Origin of the sequence: Sphingopyxis macrogoltabida, from assembly GCF_001314325.1 — a bacterium.
GTDB classification, from domain to species: Bacteria; Pseudomonadota; Alphaproteobacteria; order Sphingomonadales; family Sphingomonadaceae; genus Sphingopyxis; species Sphingopyxis macrogoltabida.
Window position 1 is genome coordinate 1779529 of sequence record NZ_CP009429.1, and the last position, 18187, is coordinate 1797715.

An 18187-nucleotide genomic window follows, 5' to 3' on the forward strand; every position below is an offset into this window, starting at 1 on the left:
TTCGAAACCAGCCGCGCGACGCACCCAAGGGACGGTGCCTATCCAGCTTTGCCCTTCTTGACTGCCTTTTTCAGCTTCTTTTGCGCCGACTGAAAATCAATCGCAACCGGCTGTAGCTCTCCGGTCTCATTGATGTTCCACGGCGGACGAAAGCATTGCCGGGGCTTCATGGCGATGATGCATTCTTCAATCCTTGCCCACCACATGAGGATATGGGCAGATTGCATAGTGCCTTTCGCCTGCCCCCATTTTGGCGGCAGATGGATGACCTTTGCGCCAGTCCGAAAGACGGCATCGACTTGAGGCGGATTTTCCAGAAAGTCGCGGTCGGCTGATAGGATCACATCGCCGCCATCGGCCATAAACTCTGTGATCCAATGTACGTCGGACTTCCCGGCTTGTCTCGCGCTCACGACGGAATCCAGTGACCAGCCGTCCCGCAACGCAATCTCGCGGACCGCTTTGATTATCGCTTCAGCGACGTGCTCGTCCGCCCTTATCCTCAACTTGCCAATTCAAGCTCAAAGCGCACGGCCCCCTCAACCTGACCGCGTGACACGTTGAACCAGCGCGCCACTCTGTCAAAGTTGCCGTCTTCCGCTTTCCATTGCCGAAACAAGGCATCGGTCGGGATGCCTGCACTGTCCACTAGCGGCTTCCCGAATGCCCGCGCCGGATCGAGAACAATATCGGGATGGTCGCCCGGGCGAGGCTTCCAGCGCGATGCCAAATGCGTCGCCGGATCAAAGACAACTCCCTTGGCAATAGACGCTTCGATTGCATCCCAGATCAGATATTGACCCGTCACCATTTCCCAAGTTGGTCGATCGCCAACCTCCTCGGAAGCCTGAGCAATCACGCGGCGACGGTCGGTTAGATATTTCACATCGGACAGGGCGAAGGGATGCTGAACACTCCATTCCTTGCGCGCCAGTTCGGCAGCCTTGCGAAGCGTCTGCATCGAGACGCCTTGGCCACGAAAATACTCAATGAACCGCAGTTCCATCAGGTCCAGAAAACTGACCGTCGGGGACTTCTTGAAGTCGCGATCCACAATCGGCCCGGATTTGCTACTTGGCCAGCCATTGATCCACCCACGCAGCTTGGCCGCATGGGATACGCCCAGCAATCGGGTGGCGTCCCCGATGCTGTAGAAGCCCGCAAGCAGCGGATCGCGGTCAATGGCCTCCATTACACCCATGCTCATATCCTAGCGGCTGGACCGTCCAATTACACCCCCAAATGGCAAGGCTAGCACTCCACCTCCCGCACCAGCCGCGCAATTTCCTTCACGTATCGGGCCGCTGCCTTTGCCTTTGCGGAATAGCCGCCGTGCTTTCGGGCGTTGCGGTTACCTGTAGGTGCGCCGGGATTCGTCCCGCCGTGCATTCTGCAACGTCGCTTTCCCTTCAATGCCGGGGACTGGCACTCCGTTCCCGAGCGGGTCCGGGCTAGGCAGCGCGACGATTGTGCCAGCTGGGCCGGTTGCATCGGATTGTTTGTCTGATTTTCCATTTCCCCCCTCCCCTCTGTGCTGGTGGAAGTGATCGGCAACCACGGCCTGTCCACCCTCGTTCACATGAACGTGCTTCACGGTTTGCTCTCGGGGCTGGTGGAGCCTTGTGAGCGCTTCCAGCGTCGCCCGGCAGGCAGCTTGGGCCTTTAGCGCCAGCCGCATGTACCTGTCGGCTGCGTCGGGATAGTGCCCCATATTGCTGCCAGAGCGCCGGGCCATTTCCGTAAAGAGTGCGTCTAGCGATATTGCCTGAGATGCAAAGATGCGGCTGGCCAGCGACAGGTCGCCCTTCACCGCGCGCTGTAGTTCCTCGGCTAGCACTGCGCTGCTTTCAGCAATGGTGGGCTGGTGGCGGTCCCCAAACATTTGTGAGCCGAATGACATGGCGAGATGCGCGTTGCGGGTTTGCGGGTCCAACGTCACCCGCGCCAGCGTTCGCCCGATGTTTTCGTCCGGCCGCTTTTCAACTTCGAGCACTGCGGGTTCCCCGCGCGTCGCGAGGCCGTCCCCCGGTTTTGCCTTTGTCCGTTTCGCCATTGTCAGTCCTTCCGCGCCTTCGCGCCAATGTTTTGAGAGGTGCCGCAACGCTTGCCGATGATGCGCCCGCCCGGCTCCAGCCGCTCCAGGCCGAAGTGTGACGCTGCCTCAGCACTTGCCCCTTTCAGCACGTAGGCGAGCGCCGCTGCATGATTGACCGCGTGCAGATCAGGATTGGCAGTCTCCAGCCCCAACCTGCCGCCAATCGGCTTGCTGTGGATGACGCGCGCCCGGTAAGGCTGGCCCGTAATCCGGCGAAGCCATCCCCGCTGCAATGCCGTCACGACGGGCACCAGATCGGCGGGCACATGGGCAAGCAAGTGGCAATGCCCGCCTTTGTCGGGGCCGTTGCCGGGCGCATTTTCATGGGTCCACAGCCAAGCGGTACCGCTTCCGTGCCGGGCCAGCGCCTTCGCCATGAGATCGGTAAAGCGGCCGGTCGCCTTCGCCATGCCTGCCAAGGGCACTCCAGCGGCCTGCCAGTGAATCGAGATCATACGAGTGAAAGGCTGCCCGATTTTTTTGGCATGGCGCTCAGCGGCCTTCAGATTGGCAATTTGAGCCGCTGTCAGTGCATGGCTCTCCCGGTCGGCACGGTTGCGTGCGCCGCCCCGGCCGGTGGGCCTAGCGGAAAGGTCTCCCACACCAGATGTAAGGTAATTAACCGCAAGCGCCGTGCCACTTCTGAAAATCGGTGGATTTGCGGGCGATTGCGGCTGGAGCACCGCAATTGAAACTTCACCGAAACCGCAATCACGGTGAAGTTTCAAAGCGCCGCCATGCCGGGCGCTATCAAGCGGCTTTGGCATGGCGGCAGCGATCATGGGGCAATCCAGACAATGGCCAGCTTGCCGGTGCGGTTCGGCCTGCGCTGTCCGCTGTCACGAATAAGCCCTTTTCGCTTCAACTCACTGGTGCGCGGCTGGATAGACCAGCGGTCCATATCGAGCCGTCCGGCCAGTTCGTCGGCAGTCAGGCCATGCGCGCCAGCATCGCGGATTGCGCCCACTGCCATGCGCTGGAGCCGCCCCAGCTTTGGCGCAAGAGCTTCAGCAGCGGCAATCGAGGTTTCCACGTTCCGGTGCCCCGGTGCATCGGGATAGGGGCTCATGCCGCGCCTCCCTCTGCCATGGGCGGCAAGCCTGCGCGTGCCAGTAGTTTGCCCAGCCAATCGGCCTGCGCTTCACTCATGGGCGATGGATCGACCGCAAGCTGGCCAAGAAACTGCCCAGCCTTGCGGCTTAGACGGCCGGTGCCGCTCAGCAGGGCAAGCGCCGCTGCGCGATGATCGAGAAAGGGCGGCTCAGTCATTGCAGCCCTCCCCAAAGCAGAGCCACACCACGTCCCGCGCCATCGAGGGCGGCAGGCAATAACGGGAGGCAAGCATTTGCACCCGCCAGTCCTGTGCGGTAGAGAGGGGATGCGACCAGCCACCCAAAAGCAGATCGCGCGAAGCCCCGGCCTGCACGCCGGGGTTTTGCATTTTTATCGCCATTGCTCATGCTCCCGCCTGATAAGTCGGGAGGCTGGCAAGGTAGGCTTCGAGATCGGCAAACGAGATCAACGTGCGCCGCCCGGCTTTCCGAGCCGTAATCTTGTTTTTCTGGAGCAATTCATAAAGCCGCGTGCGCGACATGCCCGTGAATTGCTGAGCTTCGGGCAAAGTGCCGTATGCTTTCATGGGGAAGTATCCCGCAAGGTCCGTGCGGGATTGCCCGAACGTTGCCGGGCAGTTTGGAACAGTGATTCGTTCCGTCTAAAATGGGGGTTTAGCAAGAAAGTTTGCTGGTGGCCGGTTTATCCAGTCATGCTTGAGTAGCAACTTGGCCCAATCTAATGGTCGATCTCGTGCTACGGGACTGTCGAGCATGAGGCGATAGAGCTGATTGTCGGGCCTTTCCTCCCGTAGCGCCCTAACCCGCTCCCGAATCTCTCGTAACTCCTTGTCATCGGGCTTAATGTCCCAACTCGATTCTCGTATCAGTTTAGCTGCCAACTTGCAGCCCTCTACCATGTAGGCTCGTGTCCCTTGCTTCCGGCAATGGCTGACGCAGCAATCTGTAATGACGGCGAGATAACCCTCGAATTCCAAGTGGCGTGCAGGTGTGGGTGGCGCTCCCCCGCCTACTCTATCCGGCCGAAAAATTGGACTTTCAACGCCACGGCGGGCATCCACGATTGCGGCTTGGACTTCATAGATCGGCGACAATGCAGCATAAGGAACGCCGACATTGGAAAAGTATTCCAGTAGCGCGTTCATTCCCAACGCAACGCCGAATCGGCCGCCATCGCCCACTTGCTCCATACGCAGCGCGGCCTGAACCAATTTTGCATGAACGGCAGCCAAGGCGCTTTCGAGACCTTCCTTTGGATCAAGTCTTTCCAACATGCGCTCCCGCATCTCTACAGGCGGCAGGCTTTCGGGGTACTCAGGCGGGAGTCTCTTGGTGCTCATGCCACTCCTCGGATTGGCGAAACCTTCGCACCAGCAGCGCCGTCGCTGGCGCAATAGGATGCCCAATCGGCCATGAGCCGCCGCCGCTTGTCGAATAGATCGCCGCGCCGGTAAGCCGCTTCGGACTTGTTGCCGATCACATGAGCCAGCGCCATTTCGCAGACTTCGTGGGCATAGCCGGTGCATTCGGCTGCCCAATCGCGGAAGCCCGAGCGGAAGCCGTGAACGGTGCATTCCAGCTTCATACGGCGAAGCAGCATCGACATGGCCATTGTGGATAGCTTGCCGCCCTTGTCGGCTGGAAACAGGTTCGCTTTACCTAGCGGTTTCACGGCCTCCAGAATCTCGACAGCGCGGGGCGACAAGGGAATGCGATGTTCCTTGCTCGCCTTCATGCGGGACGCTGGCACGGTCCAGATTGCCTTGTCCAAATCGACTTCGGCCCAAGTTGCCCCCAGCACTTCGCTGGTGCGCGTTGCAGTGAGAATGACAAACTCCAACGCGAGCGCCGCTATCGCCTCCCGCTCGCGCAGCCTCGCCATGAACGCCGGGATTGCCTCATAGGGCATGGCCTTGTGATGCCCGCGCGTGAGCCGGGAACGGGGCGGCAGGATTTGCGCGATATGGCCGCGCCAGCGGGCAGGGTTTTCGCCATCCCGGTATCCGCGCGCCTTGGCGGCATCGAGCACGGTTTCTATCCGCCCCCGGATGCGGCTGGCAGTTTCGGGCTTGTCCTGCCAGATCGGCTCAAGGATTTTCAGCACATGCGCCGTGGCAATGTCGGCAACCGGCAATTCGCCCATGACGGGATAGACGTAGCTTGCCAGCGTGTTGCGCCATTGCTGCCGGTGCTTGTCATTGCGCCAGCTTGCCTCATTTGCGCCGATATAAGCCTCTGCCACGGCTTTGAACGTCACCCCGGCTATCGCTGCCGCCTGAGCCGCCGCAAGCGCATCTGTGGCTTCCCGCTGGCGTTCCTCCAGAGGATCAATCCCGGCCTTCACCTTGAGCCGCAGGGCATCGCGCGCCGTCCGGGCATCGGCAAGGGAAATGCCGCCCTGTCCAGCCGCGCCCAAGCCAATGTCGCGCGACTTGCCCTTGAGCATGAAGCGATACACCCATGACCGAGCGCCGGTTTCCTTCACCAGCAAGTGCAGCCCTCCCCCGTCCGCATGGCGTCCGGGCTTGGCATTCTTGACCGCCAGAGGGGTTAGCACGTTGCTGAGCTTGCGAGGCATGGCTGGCGTCTCCGTTACCAAATCCGTTCCCCGATAATACGCTGGTTTTATGGGAACGCAACCGGATAGAACGGGACGGGAACGGAGTCGGATTGTGCCGATTATCGCCTATTTTCGATGCCTATTTTAATGCTGGTGGATGCATCGGGATGCTAGTTTTGGGGACACCCTGTCCGCCAGGTTTCAATCCCACTCTTTCCCGAACCGTCTCCGAGACCCCAGCGTAGCTGCGGGTTTGAGGTGCGATTCGTATCCCTGTGCGTCCCACATGATCCAGGCCGACATTTTTGCCAATGTGGGACTAAATTTTATGATCAGAGGGATGAACAGCACTTCGACAGGGCTCTCGCAGCCCAAGAGCAAACAGCGGCGAGTGAGTCTCGGCGACGGCCTTATGCGCCTCGAACGACCGGGAGGCACCAGCAGCTGGGTGTGCCGGGTCCAGAGCGATGGCGTGCGCCGCGACTTCGGCCTTGGCAGCTGCCAGAAAGTCAGCTTGGCGCAGGCGCGCGAACTCGCGCGGGAGATTCGCAGCCAGGTCGAGTTGGGCGTTGACCCGCAAATAGAGAGGCGCAAGCGGCAGGCAGTGCCGACCTTCAAGGAGGCCGCCGCCAAGACTTACGAGATACATTCAAAGACGTGGCGCAACGGCAAGCATCATGCGCAATGGATGCGCACAATGGAGCTTTACGCCTTCCCGCACATCGGAAAGTTCAAAGTCGATCAGATCACCGGCCCGATGATCCGCGACCTGCTCGCGGAAATCTGGCTGGCCAAGCCAGAGACGGCGCGCCGCGTCCGCCAGCGGATCGGCGCTGTCCTCGATTGGGCCTATGCCTCGGGCTACCGCGAAACCGATGCGCCGATGCGCGCGATCACCAAAGGCCTGCCTCGCCAGCCGCGTCGCGACAATCATTTCGCGGCCATGCCCTATGAAGATGTGCCTGCCTTCGTGCAGCGTCTCCGCGAGCGAGAATCGTTCAGCCGCCTCGCGCTCGAATTTGCGATCTTCACCGCCGCCCGGTCCGGCGAGGTTCGTGGCTCGACGTGGGTAGAGTTCGACCTCGAAAAGGGGCTGTGGAAGCTCTCCAAAGACCGCATGAAGGCATATCGGGAGCATGTCGTCCCCCTCACCCGCCGACCGCTGCGCATCGTCGAGCGGTGCGCGCGGTTGCGGATCAAGGGCTGCGACCTTGTCTTTCCCGGCCTGCGGCGCAATCGACCTCTGTCGGATCAGACGCTGACCAAACTGCTCAAGGAAATGGGCGAGCCTTACACGGCGCATGGCTTTCGCTCGTCGTTCCGCGATTGGGTGAGCGAGGAAACCAACCATCCGAGCGACGTCGCTGAAGCCGCCCTCGCCCATACTGTCGCCAACAAGGTTGAGGCCGCATACCGGCGCGGCAATCTTCTCGAAAAGCGCCGCCTGATGATGGAGGATTGGGCGAACTATTGCGATGGGAGGAAGCGGTGAGCCGCTACACCCGCGCGCGGCGTCACCTGCTCCGCAAATATGAGCGCGCCGTCGATCGGATCGACGAGGAGGATCGTGAGATCTTCCTTGGCCACCGCGTCGAGGAGCTGAACTATCGCGAGCTTGCTGAGCGCCATGGCGTCAGCGTTGCCGAGGTCGAACAGGCGATGATCCGCAGTTTGCGGGTCATCGCCCAGTCGGTCGATGGAAAGAACCGTAGGTGGTGGCAATTCTGGCGGCGATGAAGCCGCTTCGATCTTGCCAATCAGCCGCCGCGCCGACAGGGTGCCGCCAGCGATGAAAACCGACCTCGACCATCTTCCGGCCAACAAGCAGCGCGAGCTGGAACGCGTAAAGGCAATCATCTTCGAAGAGTTCGAGGATGCGCTGGCGCTCGGCACGATGAGCTGGAAGAAGAAGGGCCGGATCGACAAGATCATCCTCTATGGCAGCTATGCGCGCGGCGGCTGGGTTGATGAGCCGCACACCGCCAAGGGCTATCGCTCGGACTTCGACCTTCTCATTATTGTCAACGACAAGCGGCTGACCGAGAAGGTTGATTTCTGGGGTAAGCTTGAGGACCGGCTTATCCGAGAACTGGCGATCGACAAGACGCTCAAGACGCCGGTCAATTTCATCGTGCACACCTTACAGGAGGTGAACGACGGGCTCGCTCATGGGCGCTATTTCTTCATGGACGTCGCGCGCGACGGGATCGCGCTCTACGAGTATGATGACAAGCCGCTCCACACCCCCAAGCCCAAGACGCCTGAGCAGGCGCTTGCGATGGCTCGGGAGTATTTTGACGAGTGGTATCCGAGCGCAGGGGAATTCTTCGACGATTTTCGCTCAAACACGGAGCGGGGTCGATACAAGAAGGCCGCGTTTGAGCTCCACCAAGGCGTCGAGCGCCTGTACCACTGCGTCCTCTTGGTCTGCACATTCTACACGCCGCACGTTCACAATCTCGCCTTCCTGCGCACGCAGGCTGAACGGATCGACATGCGGTTGGTCGATGCTTGGCCGCGCGAGCGCCGCGAAGATCGGGCGCGGTTTGAGAAGCTCAAGGAGGCCTATGTGAAGGCCCGCTATTCGAAGCACTACCGCATCACCGAAGAAGAGCTGACGTGGCTCGGTGGCTGCGTCGAGGAACTCGGTCGCGCGGTCCACGCAATCTGCGGAGAGCGCCTCGCCGAACTTGAAAAAATGGCTTCCGCGCCCGTTTGATCATTTCTCCTCGATGTTTCGGTGAGTGCCTGAACCTAGCGGTTGCGCGAAGAGACCAATCTCAAAGAGTTCGCAGGTACTGGTCAAAACGCCATCAATCTAAGTTTGTCATTTTCGGTTCAGGTATTCGAGCCAACCTCATCGTCAGATTCGGACGCCGAGCCCAGAAATAAGGCCACGACCTTGATGCCTATGTGGCGCCGGATCCCAGGGTGGGAGGCACCAATGAGCAAGCGGCTATGGGTGGGTCTCGACGCAGGCGTGTATGCGACATCAGTCTGTGTGCTAAATTCAGCCGGGGAACCAATCCAGCAAGGCGATCTTCCGACGTCCGTCGAGGCAATCGATGCCTTTATCCGCCCTCTCCGGCGCGGGAACATAGAGGTCATTGCCATGGAGTCGGGCTCCTCCAGCATCTATTTGGCGCGCGGACTTGAACGCTTGAAATATTCCGTGGCCGTTTTCGATGCCCGGCAAATTTCCGCCTTTCTAGGCCTGAAGCAGAACAAAACGGATCGCAATGACGCTCGGGCAATAGCGGATGTCGCGCGAAGCGGACGATCAGCAGTGTCGGAAGTGTTGGTAAAGAGCGTGGAATGCCAACGCATCCGATCCATGCTGGCAAACAGGAAACAGATGCTTCGAATGAGAATTGCGAGCGAAGCCGCGATCGGAGCACAATTCAATCTTTATGGCGGCAAACTGGCCAAGTGCCATTCTGCGGCAACGCTGCGTCGTAAAGCAAATTTAGAAATGGATAGATTACGCAAAGAGCAAAAGATCGACTTGCGACCAGATATAGAACCCGTTCTCTCCATTTGCGCAGGGCTGCGAGATTATGTTCAGCACCTGGATCGCAAATTTGCGGATATGGCGGTCAACATCGATATCTGCCGCCGCTTCATGGAAATACCTGGCGTTGGTCCGCTTACCGCGCTCTCTTTCTACAGCGCCATCTGCGATCCTGACCGGTTTGCTAGATGCATCGACGTTGGACCCTATTTGGGGCTTGTACCCCGTGTCCGACAGTCTGGCGGCACAGTCGCGCGATTCCGGATCAGCAAAATGGGTAACACGATGACCCGCCAACACTTGGTTACAGCCGCGATGCATCTGCTTCGCGCGCGCTCGACTGACAGCAGTTTGAAGCGTTGGGGTCTCAACCTTCGGGAGCGTAGGGGTGGAGGACGCGCTAATACTGCAGTGGCTCGAAAGCTATCTATCGTCATGTTGGCGATGTGGAAGGGTCGCGTCCGTCAAGGTGGTGTAATTTCGGCTGTGGCCGTGGGCCATCGTCAGGCGGCTTTGGCGGTGATGTGTAGGGGCTGATTTTCCTCCTCGATCATGGGTTGGTTGAGTTCGGCCATGCCTTCGATCTGCATGTATCGGTGCTGGAGCTGCCACTCGTCGTTCTGCTCCATCAGCACAGCCCCGACGAGGCGGATGATGCTGTCTTCGTTCGGGAAGATTCCGACGACGTCGGCGCGGCGCTTGACCTCCTTGTTGAGCCGCTCGAGCGGATTGGTTGAGTGTAACTTCGTGCGGTGCTGGGTGGGAAAGCCGGTGTAGGCGAGCACGTCGGTTTCGGCCTCGTCCATGCAGGCGCCGAGCTTGGGCCAACGGGTGCGCAACTGGTCGGCGACCTGTCGCCAGACCTGCGTTGCGCTTTTCTGATCGGGCTGCAGGAAGACCTGGCGGATCGCGGCGGCGACGACAGTGTTCTGGCCCTTGGGCACATAGGACAGGGCATTGCGCATGAAGTGCACCCGGCAGCGCTGCCAGGTGGCGCCCATGACGCGGGTGATCGCGCCCTTGAGGCCCTCGTGAGCATCGGAGATGACCAGCTTCACGCCGGTAAGACCGCGCCGAACAAGGTCCTTCAGGAAGTCGGACCAGAAGACCTCCGCTTCCGAGGGGCCGATATGCAGGCCGACGATCTCGCGCCGGCCCTCGGTGTTGACGGCCATGGCGATTATTGCGGCAACGCTGATGATCCGCCCGCCTTCGCGTACCTTGAGATAGGTGGCATCGAGCCAGAGATACGGCCATTCGCCGGTGAGCGGGCGTTTCAGAAAGGCATGGACGCGCTCGTCAATGTCCTTGCAAAGCTTGGAGACGGTGGACTTGGAGATGCCGGTCATGCCCATGGCCTGGACGAGTTCATCGACCCGCCGGGTGCTGACCCCGCCGATCCACGCTTCCTGGATCACCGCAACCAGCGCTTTCTCGACCATCTTGCGGGGCTCAAGGAAGCCCGGAAAGTAGGACCCAGCACGCAGCTTGGGGATTTTCAGGTTCAGCGTGCCTACCCGGGTATCCAGCGAACGGTCGCGATAGCCGTTGCGCCAGGTCGCGCGCTCGCTGCTGCGTTCGTGGCGACCCGCGCCGATCAGGCCATCAACGTCGGCCTCCATGATCAGCTGCAGCACGTTCTCGGCGATGGTGCGCAAAAAATCCGGTTGGCCGCCCTTCGCAGCAAGCTCTTCGATCAGTAATCTGTCCTCGGTCATCGGGAACTCCTCTTCGTCACGGTTGAAGTGTGCAAACTCCACCATAACGATGAACCCGGTGGCCACCAGCGACGCCGCATTCCGGGGTGGGGCATGCCCCACCCCGGAATACACCATCGCCTACACCGGAAATTACACCACGAGCGCGGACGCTAACATGTGGAAGCGCGGAACGACCTGGAACGCGTTTGAGAGCCTGACTTCGCAATTCCCTAAATCTCCAATCGCTGAGATGTAGCTTCCCTCGCGGAAGCGGCAGGCCCGAAAACCGAAATCGGATTCAGAGCATCGACTCTGTATAATATTTGGGTCGGGCCTGCCGAAATGGGGCAGTGCTTTCGCGTAATAAAGCTGAATGGGGGGTATCTGCTTAGGGTGGATTGCCAAGCCTTAAGCAAACACGCCAATTCGGTTCTAACCATCAAAGCCATACGAAAAGTGCGCCGCTGCGCGCCGCCTTTGCGCGCAGGGTATGGCATTTTTGCGCCTTGCCATACGCTCAAAGCCGCAGAAAACCGACCATCGCGTGCCCGGAGCTGGCACGGCTTTTATCTTGCCCTCTTAATTTGCACCCGTTTTTCCAAATTTTCGCCGTCACCGCTGCCCGCTGGGAGGAAGTCGGCTGATAATAATCGACGCGAATGCGCCCGGAACTCGTGCGCTAACCTAAGCCTATGACGGCTGAGAAGCCCGCTAGAGCATTCACAATGCCAGGTGACATCGCATTGCCTAAAGCGCCCCCGATCGCACCCTCCAGCACGGTTCGAATTGTATGCCCCGCCTCCTGCACGATCGTCGTGTTCGGTACAGGCTTGACTAGCTGGCTTCGGATCGTGGCCGCCTCTGGCTCAAGTTCGGCAAGCAATTCATCCGGAACGTCCGCGAGTTGCACGAACAGATGATCGAGCGAAGCCGCAATGGCCTCTGCGCTCAGATTGACGGTGTTGGCCTGTATCGCCGAGCCTCCAGCCTGTTGCACACCTCCAATCACGTTTGTCGCGTGGACAATGTTGGTCACAGAGGCCACCCGCGCATTCTGATTAGTATCGGCGCCCAATTCGAACTCCCGCAATTTGGCTTCAAGCCGCTGCTTCGCCTGCGAGACCAATCCCTCCATGGCCCTCAAAGCGCTGTCTGGCGGACGTCGCGTGCCAACCCTATAGGCGGTTTCCGTGGTGGCGAGCTCGGCAACTATCGAAGATAAATGTTCGACGATCATCTCGCGCGCACGCTTGATCGGAGGACCGGACCAGCCCAGCGATCCGCGAGGGCCATGGTTGCGGCAAGGTAGTCAGACAGCGTCTGCTCCATCGCGGAGACACCCTGTTTGAGCGTCCCTCCGCTGTTCAAAGTGCCCCGCGAAGCGGCTGTGGTCAAAACTTGCTCTCGCGTCCTCCGCAATTGGTCCTCAACGCCGGGCCTACGCCCATCCAGAAACTGCTGAAAATCGATTTCCTGCGCGTCACTCAAAACCCCTCCCCCTTTAGTATCGGCGTCGTATGAACGAGCGTGCAAAGCCGGGAATCTCTCGCCTCAGCCGGTCAGTCGCCCCTAGGCTGCTACTGCCAACCGATCCTAATTTTCGGGCCGCGATGCTTCGCATCGGACCCACAATTTATAATCACACACCTTACGCACGGGTGCATAGCGCTTTTCTGCCACTTTTCGAGGCGACAATCCGACTACACCGCTGCCTCGTTCCCGCAAAGCGACGGTATTCTGCCACGTTTCGAGGCTGCGCATCGCACTCTCGCCGGACACGAATATGGCGGACGAAAATGACCTGAGCGGCGGATCAACCGCGCGCGAATTGGAAGCGCTGAACCGCTGTCCGGGTGACGTGTAGATCCGCCCTCCGGGCGAAAGCCGCTGTCCCTCGACACTCCGCCAACGTCCGCAAACGCGTGGCGATGCTCCCGTATGCGGAGCCGTCCGGCGACAACCCAGAGCATCCAAAGGGGCGAGTTGCGGTAGCTGGGCGTAGAAAAACAGGCATTGGCGCACAAACGTCGTGTGGAACGGCGCAGCACAAATTGGGATAATCAAGCGAGACGGGGCGGCAACCCTTCCAGCCGTCCCGTCACAGTTGAACAGCGAGGGTGCCGTTGTGCCTTTTCAGTCCCCTGCCCCACCACCGTCCTCACCGCTTGCAATCGAGCCCATCAGCATGCGGGTTCCGGATGCTTGTCGATTTACGGGACTCAGCCGCAGTTCCCTCTACCTTCTCATCGCAAGGGGTGAAGTTGAGATCGTCAAGATGGGCGCCGCGACCTTGGTCCTGACGGAAAGTCTCCGCAACTTGATCGAGCGGCAGCGCGGTACTTCTACCAGCCAGACGGCGGCGCCGATCCGACGCCGCAGTGATCAGGGCGAAGCCCGGAAGTCTGGTCGGCAATCTCGCAGCAGGCGCGCGGCCAACGATTTTGCGTCTATTCCCCTCTTCGAGCGGGAATAGGCAGCTTCGCGCCTCAACCAAGTCGTAGCCGTCCGCCGGCCGGCTGCCCTAAACCTGCCGTTCCCACATGTGAGTACAGAAAACGGCGAGGAACTGATCTCTCGGCGCCACAGCTCGCCTTTTCGCTGTTTACCGGTCTTCTCGGCCAGTGCGCGTCACTCCTAAGGCTCAATTTGCAGATGAACGCATTCGTGAAGTCGATTTGGCTTGTGCGCGTCGGTTATTTCGGCAGCCACTGCCACGCGACGATGCAGCGGGAAGATGTGGCGAATCCCTACGATCGTCGCTATATATTGGCCATGGCCAAGCATAGCACTTCCAAGAGATCCTCGTCCGACGGCAAGTTTGTCGCAATCAAAGGAGTCTCCGGACAACGGAATGTGACGACGCGTCTGGGCAATGTTACCGTAAGCGGACGGCGGCCGAGCGCCGATGTTGTAAGTTCGAATGTGGCCGCCAGCACAGCAGCTTTGGAGCGCGTCGGAACCAAATTGACCAAGCCTGGCGTCCGTCTCCCGCAGAAGAAGGGTGTGCCGCGCTATTCCGCCGACGAGAATAACCCCGGCGTTTTCATTCGGCGGCTGGACGGGAAGGTCACGACAGGCAAGCTTCAAAACGGTCAGTTCGTCGAAACTAAGTGACCCAGCTTAGCGCCGCGGTCGAGCAAATCCTCGACGCCCAAAAGCGAACGAAGAAGCCGCTGGCGATTATCTTGGCGGGCCACAATGGTTCCGGAAAATCGACCATGTGGCGCAAATCGCTTTCGGGGCAATTGCAAATCCCTCTTCTCAACGCCGACCGCATGATGCTGTCGATTCTTCCAGAGGCGGACAGCAGTGGCGCGCTTGTCGATTGGGCTCAGGCTCTGCGCGACACCGATCTTGGTTGGATGCAGGTTGCACAGTCCGGCGTGAAGGCCTTTGCGGCGCATGCCATGGCGGCGAAGGTACCATTTGCTATGGAGACAGTCTTTTCTCACTGGGATATCCAGGAGGATGGCACTGTTAAATCTAAGATCGACCTAATCACCGACTTGCAGGATGCCGGTTACTTCGTCTTGCTGTTATTTGTGGGTCTTGCAAATGTAGATCTGTCCGTTCTGCGTGTGATGTCGAGAGTAGCGGATAATGGGCACAACGTGCCGCAGGACAAATTGGTCCAGAGGTTTCCTCGGACGCAGCTCGCCATTCGTGAAGCCGCGAAGGTCGCGGACGCGACAATCTTCACCGACAATAGCAGAGACGAGAAGCGGGCCTTTACCGTATCTCGCGTTCAACTGGGCGAGGAGGCGATCTTTGACTTGCGCGCGGAAGGTCGCATTGTTGCGCCCGTCATTTTGGAATGGCTCGAGAAAGTCAGTCCGGTCGATGTCCCCTAGCGCCCATGTGTGTACGTGGCGTTGGGCTTCTTACCATTGAACCAACGGCGGCATTGCGCCTCGCAATTTATTTGCGGCCAGAGAAAAATGGCCAACGCTTAGCAGGCTGGGTCGGTGCCTCAGTCATTGTTGAGATTTCCGAGGAACTCTCAACCTCGAATTTCCCTATTAGCTGACTGATCTCCCACTTTTCTAGATCAATGTATGTAGGTGCTGGCACATCAATCATGGGCCGAGGACTTTCCTCATACCATTGAAGAGCAACTCCATCTTTTTTTCTTTTCCCTTTTTGGAAGATATCGCGATATCGGTACGGAGAAATGCCCAAAAATGGCAAGAACGAGACTCGTCCTGCACTCTCTTGTGACGTGACCCCCTGGTTTCCACCAGCCGGGATTAGAGCCCAGCAGCTTTGTTGCGCATGAGCGCGGTGTAAGCAATGGCCTGCGCAGCGGAGCCCGAAGGGCGTAGCTGCGCAGGCCATTGCTTATGCAGTTCGGCGGCGAACGCCGCCGGTGTCTCATATCCAAGTGCCGAGTGCGGCCGCGACTGGTTGTAATCTTCGGCCCAGGCCGCGATCACTGTGCGGGCATGGTCGAGGTCGAGGAACAGCGTCTCGTTCAGAAGCTCATCACGCATCCGGCCATTGAAGCTCTCGACATAGCCGTTCTGCATCGGCTTGCCGGGTGCGATATAATGCCACTCGACGCCGACCTCACCGCACCATGCGAGCACCGCGTTCGATGTCAGCTCGGTCCCGTTGTCGCTGACGATCATCCCCGGCCTGCCGCGTTCCTCGATCAGATCGCTGAGCTCGCGCACGACCCGGCGCCCGGAGATCGACGTGTCGGGCACCGCGCGCAGGCACTCCCGCGTCACGTCGTCGACGATGTTGAGCACCCGGAACCGCCGGCCTGACGCCATCTGATCATGCACGAAGTCGAGGCTCCACCGCTGGTTCGGTAGCGCCAGCACCGGTGCGGGCGCCCGAGCACCGATCGCCCGGCGCCGGTTACGTCTTCGTCGGACCATCAGTCCTTCCTCCTGGTCTGCCCCCACCGAGTGGACCGATTGGTTTGTTAGTGCATTAAGCTCATCGCCGCCATATCCGGACGGAGGTGGAGCGAAGCGGAACCGGAGGCCGGATATGGCGGTGTCGCCGTTTCCGGTGCCGGTGGCCGGTAGCCCAAGCTGCTATGCGGGCGGACGGTGTTGTAATGCCGCCGCCATGCCTCGATCAGCACCCTGGCCTCGGCGAGGCTGTAGAAGATCTCGCCATTGAGCAGTTCGTCGCGAAGCGACCCGTTGAAGCTTTCGTTATAGCCATTTTCCCATGGTGATCCCGGCGCGATATAGAGGGTCTTTACGCCGATCTGCCCCAGCCATTTCTGGACGGCGGTCGCGATAAACTCGCTACCATTATCGGATCGTATATGCGCTGGCGGCCCACGCGAGATGAACAGGTCGGCCAGGGCCGCCAGAACATCCTCATGCTTGAGTTGCCGTGCAACGATGAGCGCCAGGCATTCCCTGCTGGCCTCGTCGATGATCGTGAGGATGCGGAACTTGCGACCGTCATGCGTCCGCCCCTCGACGAAATCGTAGGCCCAGACATGCCCCGGATATTCGGGGCGTAGCCGGATGCACGATCCGTCATTGAGCCATAGACGCCCGCGCTTTGGCTGGCGCTGCGGGACTTTCAGTCCTTCACGCCGCCATATCCGCTCGACACGTTTATGGTTCACCGTCCATCCCGCATGGCACAGCAACGCCGTGACCCGGCGGTAGCCGTAACGACCATATTGCTTCGCCAATGCAATGATGTCCTCGGTCAGTGCCTGTTCGTCATCCGCCCCGCGCGGCATCTTGCGCTGCGTCGATCGATGCTGACCCAGCACCCGGCATATCCGTCGCTCGGATACCCGGACTGGCAGATCCCGTCGTACCTGATCGATGCAGCGCCGCCGCCGCGCGGGGCTCAGAAGTTTCCCCGTGCAGCCTCCTGCAAGATCAGCTTGTCCAAGGTCAGGTCCGAGATCGCCCGGCGCAGCCGCTGGTTCTCCTTCTCCAGATCCTTCATCCGCCGCGCCTGGTCGGTCTTCAGGCCGCCATACTCCTTGCGCCACCGATAATAGGTCTGCTCGCTGACCGCGATCCGGCGACAGGCTTCAGCCGTGCTCGCTCCCTGCGCCAGCACAATCTCAACTTCACGCAGCTTGCCGATGATCTCTTCCGGCTTGTGCTTCTTGCTCGGCATTCAATGTCCCTTTCATGGTCCAGACTATCATAGTCTCTGGGCCACTCAGCGGGGGGCAGATCACTCCCGATACAGGCGCTGAGTCTTCTTCCTGTTGATCATCACGCCCTCCCGGCGCAGCAGGATATGCAGGCGTCGATAACCGAACCGGCGACGCTGCTGCGCCAGCTCGCGCAGCTTCTCCCGAACCTCGGCATCGTCACCACGCTGCGACCGGTAGCGCATGCTCTTCCGATCGGCCCCTGTGACACGGCACGCCCGCCGCTCGCTCATCCCATGGCAAGCCTGGAGATGGGCGACCGCTTCCCGCTGAACGGCGGGCGTCACCATTTTTTTGTGAGAAGATCCTTCAGCGCCGCATTGTCGAGCATCGAGTCCGCAAGCAGCCGCTTCAGCTTCGCGTTCTCGTCCTCGAGCGAGCGCAGCCGCTTCGCCTCGGACACCTCCAGGCCGCCATACTTGGCCTTCCAGTTGTAGATCGTTGCTTCCGACACCCCGTGTCGCCGCGCCAGCTCGCCGGTCTTCGCGCCCGCCTCCGCTTCCTTCAATACCCCGATGATCTGCTCTTCCGAAAACCTCAAACGCTTCATCTGTCCGTCCTTCCTTCAAGGCCGGACTCTAATCACTGTTGGAGGAAAATCAGGGGGTCACGTCATCGTCCTTAATCTCGTCGGTGATCCGTATGTTGATCGTCTTATAGTCGACAGCTTGCAGCGCATTGGTGAGCGTTTGAGAGATTGCATCGATATCGATGCCGATGGGGCCCGCGATCCCAAAAACCAATTCAGGGTGTGCAATCGCATTCGGTTCGTCGAACATTGGTACCCTCTTGTATGATTGTGCTGGAAAGGGGATCATAAATCGGGCATCAAATGCGCGCGGCAAATGGGAGGCAAAAAATGACAATCAGAGATCAGCGTACTCTAGATGTCATAAACGAAGTTTCTCGAACTGCTGATCGTCTTGCTCGTAGAATGGGCGGTCACTACGTTTTGAACAGGGATGTGAGAACGGCATTGGACGAGCGTCAAGACGTTCGGGCCCGAGCTGACGCGCAACAATTTCGATAAGCCTCCCAATTAATTTGGAGGATTATTATATCGAGCTGTCGGTTCGCGCAAGAAATTCGCGTGCCGCGAT

The 18187-nt window shown here is 59.7% G+C and carries 22 protein-coding genes and 2 pseudogenes; 7 read left to right on the top strand and 17 right to left on the bottom strand.

Features of this window, described 5'->3' with window-relative positions:
• Positions 1–38 precede the first annotated feature (38 nt).
• The 11 genes from LH19_RS08845 to LH19_RS08880 form a co-directional block, all read right to left on the bottom strand.
• Positions 39–506, bottom strand: a complete 468-nt coding sequence (locus LH19_RS08845; protein WP_054727160.1) for a PIN-like domain-containing protein — start codon at positions 504–506, stop codon at positions 39–41.
• The gene (locus tag LH19_RS08850) at positions 503–1201 is read right to left on the bottom strand and encodes a MerR family transcriptional regulator (RefSeq protein ID WP_145923409.1); all 699 of its coding nucleotides are present in this window, start codon (positions 1199–1201) and stop codon (positions 503–505) included. The genes LH19_RS08845 and LH19_RS08850 overlap by 4 nt, the downstream gene beginning before the upstream one ends.
• A 50-nt stretch (positions 1202–1251) precedes the next feature.
• Positions 1252–1413, bottom strand: a complete 162-nt coding sequence (locus LH19_RS29840) for a hypothetical protein (protein ID WP_407696720.1) — start codon at positions 1411–1413, stop codon at positions 1252–1254.
• Positions 1352–2053 (bottom strand): hypothetical protein, encoded by a 702-nt coding sequence (locus tag LH19_RS28560; RefSeq protein WP_054727164.1) that lies wholly within the window; start codon positions 2051–2053, stop codon positions 1352–1354. Before LH19_RS28560 ends, LH19_RS29840 begins: the two co-directional genes overlap by 62 nt.
• A 2-nt stretch (positions 2054–2055) precedes the next feature.
• Positions 2056–2877: a hypothetical protein gene (locus tag LH19_RS28565; protein WP_145923408.1), complete on the bottom strand. Its 822-nt coding sequence runs from the start codon at positions 2875–2877 to the stop codon at positions 2056–2058.
• Positions 2874–3164, bottom strand: coding sequence for a hypothetical protein (locus tag LH19_RS08865; protein ID WP_054727168.1), 291 nt, complete (start codon positions 3162–3164; stop codon positions 2874–2876). The genes LH19_RS28565 and LH19_RS08865 overlap by 4 nt, the downstream gene beginning before the upstream one ends.
• Positions 3161–3364, bottom strand: a complete 204-nt coding sequence (locus LH19_RS27895; protein ID WP_062912894.1) for a hypothetical protein — start codon at positions 3362–3364, stop codon at positions 3161–3163. The genes LH19_RS08865 and LH19_RS27895 overlap by 4 nt, the downstream gene beginning before the upstream one ends.
• Positions 3357–3548: a hypothetical protein gene (locus LH19_RS08870; RefSeq protein WP_054727171.1), complete on the bottom strand. Its 192-nt coding sequence runs from the start codon at positions 3546–3548 to the stop codon at positions 3357–3359. Before LH19_RS08870 ends, LH19_RS27895 begins: the two co-directional genes overlap by 8 nt.
• A gap of 3 nt (positions 3549–3551) precedes the next feature.
• Positions 3552–3734: a helix-turn-helix domain-containing protein gene (locus LH19_RS08875; protein ID WP_054727174.1), complete on the bottom strand. Its 183-nt coding sequence runs from the start codon at positions 3732–3734 to the stop codon at positions 3552–3554.
• 75 nt (positions 3735–3809) lie between these two features.
• Complete coding sequence (locus LH19_RS28570) at positions 3810–4508, bottom strand: hypothetical protein (protein WP_145923407.1); 699 nt, start codon at positions 4506–4508, stop codon at positions 3810–3812.
• Positions 4505–5746 carry a tyrosine-type recombinase/integrase gene (locus LH19_RS08880; RefSeq protein ID WP_054727176.1) on the bottom strand — a complete coding sequence of 414 codons (1242 nt, stop codon included), beginning with the start codon at positions 5744–5746 and terminating at the stop codon, positions 4505–4507. Before LH19_RS08880 ends, LH19_RS28570 begins: the two co-directional genes overlap by 4 nt.
• 139 nt (positions 5747–5885) lie before the next feature.
• Here LH19_RS08880 and LH19_RS08885 point away from each other — a divergent pair, with 139 nt between their 5' ends.
• The 4 genes from LH19_RS08885 to LH19_RS27900 all read left to right on the top strand — a co-directional run bounded on the left by LH19_RS08885 (position 5886) and on the right by LH19_RS27900 (position 9776).
• Positions 5886–7220, top strand: a complete 1335-nt coding sequence (locus LH19_RS08885; protein ID WP_234716117.1) for a tyrosine-type recombinase/integrase — start codon at positions 5886–5888, stop codon at positions 7218–7220.
• Positions 7217–7465 carry a sigma factor-like helix-turn-helix DNA-binding protein gene (locus tag LH19_RS08890; protein WP_054727179.1) on the top strand — a complete coding sequence of 83 codons (249 nt, stop codon included), beginning with the start codon at positions 7217–7219 and terminating at the stop codon, positions 7463–7465. Before LH19_RS08885 ends, LH19_RS08890 begins: the two co-directional genes overlap by 4 nt.
• Before the next feature lie 52 nt (positions 7466–7517).
• Complete coding sequence (locus LH19_RS08895) at positions 7518–8447, top strand: HEPN domain-containing protein (protein ID WP_054727181.1); 930 nt, start codon at positions 7518–7520, stop codon at positions 8445–8447.
• Between the two features lie 225 nt (positions 8448–8672).
• Positions 8673–9776 (top strand): IS110 family RNA-guided transposase, encoded by a 1104-nt coding sequence (locus LH19_RS27900; protein ID WP_158514415.1) that lies wholly within the window; start codon positions 8673–8675, stop codon positions 9774–9776.
• On the opposite strand, the gene LH19_RS08900 is transcribed toward LH19_RS27900, so the two are convergent.
• Together LH19_RS08900 and LH19_RS08905 are read right to left on the bottom strand one after the other, a co-directional pair.
• Positions 9743–10957, bottom strand: coding sequence for an IS256-like element ISSpma2 family transposase (locus tag LH19_RS08900; protein ID WP_006954973.1), 1215 nt, complete (start codon positions 10955–10957; stop codon positions 9743–9745). The genes LH19_RS27900 and LH19_RS08900 overlap by 34 nt on opposite strands.
• Before the next feature lie 661 nt (positions 10958–11618).
• Complete coding sequence (locus LH19_RS08905) at positions 11619–12176, bottom strand: hypothetical protein (RefSeq protein ID WP_054727183.1); 558 nt, start codon at positions 12174–12176, stop codon at positions 11619–11621.
• 1415 nt (positions 12177–13591) lie between these two features.
• Between LH19_RS08905 and LH19_RS08920 the strand changes: the two genes are divergently transcribed.
• Both LH19_RS08920 and LH19_RS08925 read left to right on the top strand, forming a co-directional pair.
• On the top strand, positions 13592–14053 hold the full coding sequence (locus tag LH19_RS08920; protein WP_054727187.1) for a hypothetical protein: 462 nt from the start codon (positions 13592–13594) through the stop codon (positions 14051–14053).
• On the top strand, positions 14050–14790 hold the full coding sequence (locus tag LH19_RS08925; RefSeq protein ID WP_054727189.1) for a zeta toxin family protein: 741 nt from the start codon (positions 14050–14052) through the stop codon (positions 14788–14790). Before LH19_RS08920 ends, LH19_RS08925 begins: the two co-directional genes overlap by 4 nt.
• Before the next feature lie 396 nt (positions 14791–15186).
• On the opposite strand, the pseudogene LH19_RS08930 reads toward LH19_RS08925, so the two are convergent.
• From LH19_RS08930 to LH19_RS08955, 4 genes and pseudogenes are all read right to left on the bottom strand, one after another.
• Positions 15187–15837 (bottom strand): annotated as a pseudogene (locus tag LH19_RS08930) (IS3-like element ISSpma3 family transposase); the annotation flags it as partial.
• A 32-nt stretch (positions 15838–15869) separates the two neighbouring features.
• A protein-coding gene (locus LH19_RS08935; RefSeq protein WP_145923348.1) for an IS3-like element ISSpma1 family transposase occupies positions 15870–17047 on the bottom strand; the annotation gives its coding sequence in 2 pieces (ribosomal slippage) (positions 15870–16783 and positions 16783–17047; 1179 coding nt in all).
• Positions 17048–17110: 63 nt separating this feature from the next.
• A pseudogene (locus LH19_RS27910) lies at positions 17111–17637 on the bottom strand (IS3-like element ISSpma3 family transposase); the annotation flags it as partial.
• A 49-nt stretch (positions 17638–17686) separates the two neighbouring features.
• Positions 17687–17866 (bottom strand): hypothetical protein, encoded by a 180-nt coding sequence (locus tag LH19_RS08955; protein ID WP_054727193.1) that lies wholly within the window; start codon positions 17864–17866, stop codon positions 17687–17689.
• 53 nt (positions 17867–17919) lie between these two features.
• Here LH19_RS08955 and LH19_RS29845 point away from each other — a divergent pair, with 53 nt between their 5' ends.
• The gene (locus tag LH19_RS29845; protein ID WP_407696721.1) at positions 17920–18117 is read left to right on the top strand and encodes a hypothetical protein; all 198 of its coding nucleotides are present in this window, start codon (positions 17920–17922) and stop codon (positions 18115–18117) included.
• Positions 18118–18187: the final 70 nt, after the last annotated feature.